The 6,644-nt window shown below is 63.1% G+C and carries 8 protein-coding genes; 1 reads left to right on the forward strand and 7 read right to left on the reverse strand.

Annotated elements, in window-relative coordinates; translation table 11 throughout:
- Positions 1 to 18: 18 nt before the first annotated feature.
- The 6 genes from AC0L15_RS24655 to AC0L15_RS24680 form a co-directional block, all read right to left on the reverse strand.
- Positions 19 to 948: an electron transfer flavoprotein subunit alpha/FixB family protein gene (locus tag AC0L15_RS24655; RefSeq protein ID WP_027153367.1), complete on the reverse strand. Its 930-nt coding sequence runs from the start codon at positions 946 to 948 to the stop codon at positions 19 to 21.
- Between the two features lie 20 nt (positions 949 to 968).
- A complete protein-coding gene (locus AC0L15_RS24660) occupies positions 969 to 1,718 on the reverse strand; it encodes an electron transfer flavoprotein subunit beta/FixA family protein (RefSeq protein WP_023797241.1) in 750 nt (249 codons plus the stop codon).
- Between the two features lie 315 nt (positions 1,719 to 2,033).
- Complete coding sequence (locus AC0L15_RS24665) at positions 2,034 to 2,828, reverse strand: rhomboid family intramembrane serine protease (protein WP_287245770.1); 795 nt, start codon at positions 2,826 to 2,828, stop codon at positions 2,034 to 2,036.
- A 23-nt stretch (positions 2,829 to 2,851) separates the two neighbouring features.
- Complete coding sequence (locus tag AC0L15_RS24670; RefSeq protein WP_287245771.1) at positions 2,852 to 3,433, reverse strand: cob(I)yrinic acid a,c-diamide adenosyltransferase; 582 nt, start codon at positions 3,431 to 3,433, stop codon at positions 2,852 to 2,854.
- A gap of 28 nt (positions 3,434 to 3,461) precedes the next feature.
- On the reverse strand, positions 3,462 to 3,653 hold the full coding sequence (locus AC0L15_RS24675; RefSeq protein ID WP_123149186.1) for a twin transmembrane helix small protein: 192 nt from the start codon (positions 3,651 to 3,653) through the stop codon (positions 3,462 to 3,464).
- 24 nt (positions 3,654 to 3,677) lie between these two features.
- Positions 3,678 to 4,544 (reverse strand): SDR family oxidoreductase, encoded by an 867-nt coding sequence (locus AC0L15_RS24680; protein WP_287245773.1) that lies wholly within the window; start codon positions 4,542 to 4,544, stop codon positions 3,678 to 3,680.
- 57 nt (positions 4,545 to 4,601) lie between these two features.
- Here AC0L15_RS24680 and AC0L15_RS24685 point away from each other — a divergent pair, with 57 nt between their 5' ends.
- Positions 4,602 to 5,453, forward strand: a complete 852-nt coding sequence (locus AC0L15_RS24685; RefSeq protein WP_128168699.1) for a YihY/virulence factor BrkB family protein — start codon at positions 4,602 to 4,604, stop codon at positions 5,451 to 5,453.
- A 51-nt stretch (positions 5,454 to 5,504) separates the two neighbouring features.
- Here AC0L15_RS24685 and AC0L15_RS24690 read toward each other — a convergent pair whose 3' ends face one another.
- Positions 5,505 to 6,380, reverse strand: coding sequence for a DMT family transporter (locus tag AC0L15_RS24690; protein WP_287245775.1), 876 nt, complete (start codon positions 6,378 to 6,380; stop codon positions 5,505 to 5,507).
- Between the last annotated feature and the right edge of the window lie 264 nt (positions 6,381 to 6,644).

Here is a 6,644-nt window from a genome sequence, read left to right on the forward strand (position 1 = left end):
ACGCTTTGGCAGAAGGCGTCAAAGCGCCTTTTGCAGTTCCGGCAGAATGACGAAAAGGTCGCCGACGAGGCCGTAGTCGGCGACCTGGAAGATCGGAGCCTCCTCGTCCTTGTTGATGGCGACGATGACCTTCGAATCCTTCATGCCGGCAAGATGCTGGATGGCGCCGGAGATGCCGACGGCGATGTAGAGATCAGGTGCGACCACCTTGCCGGTCTGGCCGACCTGCCAGTCGTTCGGCGCATAGCCGGCATCGACTGCGGCACGAGACGCGCCGACGGCGGCGCCGAGCTTGTCGGCGATCGGCAGGATGACTTCCTGGAACTTCTCCGAGGAGCCCAGCGCGCGGCCGCCCGAGATGATGATCCTGGCAGAAGTCAGCTCCGGACGGTCGGTCTCGGAAAGCTTGTTCTCGACGAAGCTCGACAGGCCGGGATTGACTGCTGCCTGAACCGTCTCGACCGGGGCTGAACCGCCCTCGGGTGCAGCCTGGAAGGAGGCGGTGCGCACGGTGATCACCTTCTTGGCGTCGCTCGACTGCACCGTCTGGATGGCGTTGCCGGCATAGATCGGCCGCTTGAAGGTGTCGGGCGAGACAATCTCGATGATTTCCGACACCTGCGCGACATCGAGCAGGGCTGCCACGCGCGGCGCAACATTCTTGCCCGAGGAGGTCGCCGGCGCGACGATCGTGTCATAGGCATCGGCCATGCCGACGACGAGCGCCGCCAGCGGTTCGGCGAGACGCTCGGTGAGCTCGTCGGCTTCGGCAAGCAGCACTTTGCTCACGCCCTTGAGCTTGGCGGCGGCGTCCGCTGCCGGTTTGGCGCCGTTGCCGGCGACCAGCACATGCACGTCGGAGCCGATCTGCAGTGCCGCCGAAAGCGCCTTGGCGGTCTGGTCGGAAAGCGTCGCATTGTCGTGTTCGGCAATCAGAAGAATTGTCATCTTTTTGTCCCTTCCCAGCCCTACAGCACGCCGGCTTCGTTCTTAAGCTTGTCGACCAGTTCGGCGACGCTCTTGACCTTGACGCCCGCCTTGCGGCCGCCCGGCTCCTCGGTCTTGATTACCTTCAGCCGCGGCTTGACGTCGGCGCCGTAATCGGCGGGAGATTTCTCGTCGAGCGGCTTCTTCTTGGCCTTCATGATGTTGGGCAGAGAGGCATAGCGCGGCTGGTTGAGGCGAAGATCCGCGGTGACAATCGCCGGCATCTTCAGCTCCACCGTCTGCAGGCCGCCATCGACCTCGCGCGTCACCTTGGCCTTGTCGCCATCGATAACGACCTTGGAGGCAAAAGTGCCTTGCGCCCAGCCCAGAAGTGCGGCCAGCATCTGGCCGGTCTGGTTCGAATCGTCGTCGATCGCCTGCTTGCCGAGAATGACGAGACCGGGCTTTTCCGCCTCGACCACGCCCTTCAGCACCTTGGCGACACCCAGCGGCTCGGTCTGCTCGTCGGTCTTGACCAGGATGGCGCGGTCGGCGCCCATGGCGAGCGCGGTGCGCAAGGTCTCCTGCGCCTGCTGCGGCCCGATCGAGACAACGATGATCTCCTCCGCCTTGCCGGCCTCCTTCAGCCGGATCGCCTCTTCGACCGCGATCTCGTCGAACGGGTTCATCGCCATCTTGACGTTGGCGAGTTCCACCGCCGAACCGTCAGCCTTCACACGAACCTTGACATTCGCATCCACAACCCGCTTCACGGGCACAAGGATCTTCATTTGCCTGTCACCTCTTTCACGATAGCCACCTCTTTCAAGATAGTCGGGCGCGCTATAGCAGTGTGCGCCTCTTCAGAGTTGTCGAAAGCCGACATTCCGGACGGAATTCTGGTCTCCGACCGTCTAAAGCGCGTCGCATTTGGCCGACCTCACGCGACGCGCTTCAGGTTGTGTGTTCCATGCATGCCGTTATCGCAAAACCGCTGCACAGTTTGCGCGACATGCATTGGTGTGGGAACGCTTCCGTAGTTGCGGCGATCCCGCACGTCAATATCCGGGACGCGCCCAAATCATCCGCGCCGCACTCAAATCGGTTCAGTCGGGACTGGAGGCGGTTCCCCGTCCCCAGCGCGACGCCGGCAGCGGTTCGCCTGGCGCCGGCTCTGCGGCAACAGGCATTTGGCCGGCGACCACCGCTGCCTCTTCGTCCGCACCGGCAAGCAGCGGTACGGCGCGGTTGCGCAAGACGAGCACCAGCACGGCCCCGGCGATGATGCCGCCGACATGGCAGGCCCAGGAAATCTGATCCTCGCCACCGGCGGCGAACATCACGATCTGGAACAGGATCCACAGGATGAGCGGGATGAAGGCCGGGATGCGCAGCGGAATGCGGGCGAAGGCCAGCACCCATACCTTTACCTTGGGATAGAGGATCAGATAGGCGGCGACCACGCCGGCAATGGCGCCTGAGGCGCCGATCAGCGGAACCTGCGAGTCCCACGCGATCAGGCCCTGGAAGAAGGCGCCGGCGATGGCGCAGAGCAGATAGAAGGCGAGAAAGCGGATATGACCGAGCGCGTCCTCGACATTGTCGCCGAACACCCACAGGAACAGCATGTTGCCGCCGAGATGGAAAATATCGGCATGCAGGAAGGAATAGGTGACGTAGCTCAGGCTCTCCGGGATCACGACAAACTGCGGAGCCAGTTCGGCGCTGTCATGGACGACCGAGGGGATGAAGCCGAGCCCCAGCACAGCCGCGTTGGTGAACTGCTCGCCGCCAAGCGCGGTGGCGAAGTAGATGAGCGTATTGAACGCGATCAGGCCGATCGTGACATATTGCTGCTTGATGTGGCGCAGCCGGTTGGTGTCATAGAGCGGGATGAACATCGGACCCCTCCGCCTCGGCAGATTCAGCGGTTTTTGCCGGGAACCCATAGCACGTCGGCGTTTCCATTGTCATTGACCGCGCGTGCGGCGACGAACAGAAAGTCCGATACGCGGTTGATGTATCTTATCGCCTCGCGGCTGACGTGCTCGCCTGGGGTTTGCGTCAAAGCCACCATGATGCGCTCGGCCCGCCGCGCCACCGTGCGGGCGAGGTGAAGGGCCGCCGCCGCCGGCGTGCCGCCGTTGAGCACGAAGGATTTGAGCGGCTGCAAACCCTTGTTGAGCAGGTCGATGTCCTTTTCGACGCGGTCGGTCTGCACAGCGGTGATGCGCAGCGGCTCATAACCGAGCGGCTTGCCGTCGTCCGGCACCGCCAGATCGGCGCCGAGGTCGAAAAGGTCGTTCTGGATGCGGCCGAGCATCGCGTCGATCGCCGGGTGTGTTGCCGCGGTGTGGATGCGGGCCATGCCGATGCAGGCATTGGCTTCGTCGATCGTGCCATAGGCGTCGATGCGCAGATCGGATTTCAGCCGCCGTTCACCGGTGCCGAGGCCGGTGGTGCCGTCGTCGCCGGTACGGGTGTAAATCTTGTTGAGCTTGACCACGCTCTGCCTCCCGAAATCGCCACCCTCGTCACTTGCGGGTGAAATACACCGCCAGCATGATCAGCACCAATGCCACGAACTGCAGCAGCACGCGCGTCTGCATCAGCTTGTTGGAGGTCATGCCGGAGCCGCCGCGCATCATGTTGACGAGGCCGCGGATCAGCACGATGACCACGGCGACCATGACGAGAACAGCGAGGATGTTGAAGACGGTTGCCATAGTGTGTTTTCCAGTCGATTGCGTTCAGGCGCGTTTGGCAAGCAGGCGGTAGAGCATTGATGCCGGCAGGATGCGTTTGAGGACGACGCCGATCCTGGCCGGCACCGTTACCACATAATGCGGACGCGGGCGCCGCGACAGAAGCGCATGGCGCAAGGCCGCATGAACCACCGCCGGCCCGGGCTTCAGCCGTGACGTGCTGCCGCCGGCCTGCAGCCGTTGCAGCTGCGCCTCGTAAGCGAGGCGGTGCACGGAATTCTCACGGTCGATATTCCTGAGAAACCACACAAGGCCGTTGCTGGCGATCTTCGATGTCACCGGCCCCGGCTCGATCAGCGAGACATGGATGCCGCTGCCCTGGAGTTCCTGATGCATGCACAGCATCAGCCCTTCGATCGCGTGCTTCGACGCCGAATAGGCGCCGCGAAAGGGCAGTGGCGCCAGGCCGAGGATCGAGGAGCAGTGGACAAGACGGCCATGGCCCTGGCGCCGCATCACCGGCACGACACGGCGGGTGAGGTCATGCCAGCCGAAGACATTCGCCTCGAACTGCTCTCTGAGCGCTGCGACCGGCAGGTCCTCGACGGCGCCGGGCTGGGCGTAGGCGCCGTTGTTGAACAGGGCATCGAGCCGTCCGCCGGTCCGCTCCAGCACCGACGCCACCAGCGTCTCGATGGATCCCGGTTCGCAATAGTCCAGATAGAAAGCCTCGAGGCCGTCGGCCTCGAGGGCGGCGATGTCCTCCGGCTTGCGTGCAGTCGCGAACACCCGCCAGCCTTCCGCCTTCAGCGCCCGGGTGCAATAGGCGCCTATCCCGGAAGAAGCTCCGGTGACGATGATGGTGCGCAACTCTTCTCCAGGAGGAAGCGTGCTTTGACCTAGGCTTGCCATTTGCCGCAATCCCTTCCCATATTCGCGGCGTCGAGACAATCGAAGGGAACGCGGTTCTTGTTGCGGAAGATCGTAGCCCTCAAGCGCGTGCTCTATGACGCGTTCGGCCATTTCGATGCAGACGATGGCTGGGCGATGGCCAGTCATCTGGCGATCACGGCGCTGATGGCGCTGTTCCCTTTTCTGATTTTCGCCACGACGCTGGCCAGCTTCCTCGGCGCACAGGCTTTCGCCGACACCGCCGTGCATATCGTCTTCGACACCTGGCCCGAGCAGATCGCCCAGCCGATCGCGCGCGAGGTGCTCAACGTGCTCACCGTGCAGCGCACCGACCTGTTGACCTATGGCGTGCTGCTTGCCGCCTTCTTCGCCTCGAACGGCATCGAGGCGCTGCGCACCTCGCTCAACCGCGCCTACCGCGTTTCCGAAACGCGCGGCATCATCTACCGCCGGGTACAGAGCATCGCCTTCGTGCTGATCGCCACGGCAGGTTTTCTGGCGATCAGCGTGCTTCTGGTGTTTGCGCCGTTGCTGGCGCGGCTGGCCGAGGCCAATTTCGAATGGGTAAAACCCTATATGGGAACGATCACGCTGTGGCGTTACATCATCGCCTCGGTCGTCATCGTCGGCGGGCTGTTCGCGGTGCATTACTGGCTGCCTGCGGGCAAGCGCCGCTTCGTCTCGATCATACCGGGCATCATCTTCACGCTGATTGCCTGGCTTATCGGGTCGACCATCTTCGCCGCCTATCTCGACCGTTTCTCGTCCTATGTGACGACCTATGCCGGCCTTGCCTCGATCATGGTCGCGGTCGTCTTCCTCTATATGGTCTCGGCGATCTTCATTCTCGGCGGTGAACTCAATGCCGCGATCAGCCGCTATCTGGAGGCACGCGCGCGCGTTGGCTGATTCTTGTTTTGAGCATGATCTTTTCCGAAAATCGGTTCCCACTTTTTGGGATCATGCTTTGGTCGGCTGAGCGGTTGCCAGCCCGACGCCGAGCGTCGCGATCGCCATGCCGACGATCTGGACCAGGTTCAACTGTTCGCCGAACAACAGCCAGGCGATGACCGCGGTGACGGCCGGGACCAGATAGAACAGCGAAGCGACTTTCGACATCTCGCCGTCGCGGATCATTACCATCAACAGGAAGATGGCGCCGATCGACAGCACCAGCACCAGCCATGCCATGGCGAAGATCAACTCGCCATTGACGATGACGGTTCGGGTCTCGAAAGCGAGCGAGGCCAAAACCATCACCGATGCACCGCCGACATATTGCCAAGTGGTGGCCGCCACGAGATCGCCGCCGGAGGCGAAGCGCTTCTGCCAGATCGTGCCGGCGCTCATGCCAAGCACCGAGACAAGCGAGGCGGCCAGCGTTTCGGCCGTCACGCCGCCGCCGAGCGTTCCGAGCTTCGGCCAAAGCACGATGACCACGCCGGCAAGTCCGACAGTGAGGCCGGCCCAATGGCGCGGCAGGATCGCCTCTCCGAGAAACCGGCCGGCCATCACCGCGGTGATCAGCGGCTGCAGCCCGACGATCAAGGCGGATAATCCGGCCGGCATGCCCCTGTGGATGGCCCAGAACACGCCGCCGAGATAGACGCCATGCATCAGGATGCCGGCGCCGGTCGCGTGAAACGCCTCCTTGCGCGTCGCTCGCCTGGAGCCGAGTGCTGCCATCAAGGCGGCCAACAGCACGGCGGCCAGCACGAAACGAGCGGCGAGGAAGGTGAAAGGCTCGGCCCACGGCATGGCATAACGCGCGCCGATGAAGCCGGTCGCCCACAGGACGACGAAAGAGGCGGGGATGAACCGCTTGATGCTGTGCATTTTGAAAGGCTGCCGCGTGCTCGGTGAGGGGTTTGTACGGGACCGCTGTAATGCGGTTCAACCCGGCTAGCAAAACCAAACGGTTGATCCATAGGCTCATCCGAGCTGAAGGATGCGCTCTGGGTCAGGGAGGATCAAAACATGATCCAGTTCCACTCGGATAAATGCTCATCTGTCGTGATCCTTCGCGCCCCCCTCTGTCCTGCCGGACATCTCCCCCACAAGGGGGGAGATCGCCGTCACCACTGCCTTCGCGAACCGCCA

The sequence above is a fragment of the Mesorhizobium sp. WSM4846 genome (assembly GCF_055811415.1).

What these genes read in the sequence shown, in the direction of transcription:
- AC0L15_RS24680 (WP_287245773.1), bottom strand. Translation starts at nt 4,544, where the DNA reads ATGGCAAGCCTAGGTCAAAGCACGCTTCCTCCTGGAGAAGAGTTGCGC.
- AC0L15_RS24655 (WP_027153367.1), bottom strand. Translation starts at nt 948, where the DNA reads ATGACAATTCTTCTGATTGCCGAACACGACAATGCGACGCTTTCCGAC.
- AC0L15_RS24675 (WP_123149186.1), bottom strand. Translation starts at nt 3,653, where the DNA reads ATGGCAACCGTCTTCAACATCCTCGCTGTTCTCGTCATGGTCGCCGTG.
- AC0L15_RS24690 (WP_287245775.1), bottom strand. Translation starts at nt 6,380, where the DNA reads ATGCACAGCATCAAGCGGTTCATCCCCGCCTCTTTCGTCGTCCTGTGG.
- AC0L15_RS24660 (WP_023797241.1), bottom strand. Translation starts at nt 1,718, where the DNA reads ATGAAGATCCTTGTGCCCGTGAAGCGGGTTGTGGATGCGAATGTCAAG.
- AC0L15_RS24665 (WP_287245770.1), bottom strand. Translation starts at nt 2,828, where the DNA reads ATGTTCATCCCGCTCTATGACACCAACCGGCTGCGCCACATCAAGCAG.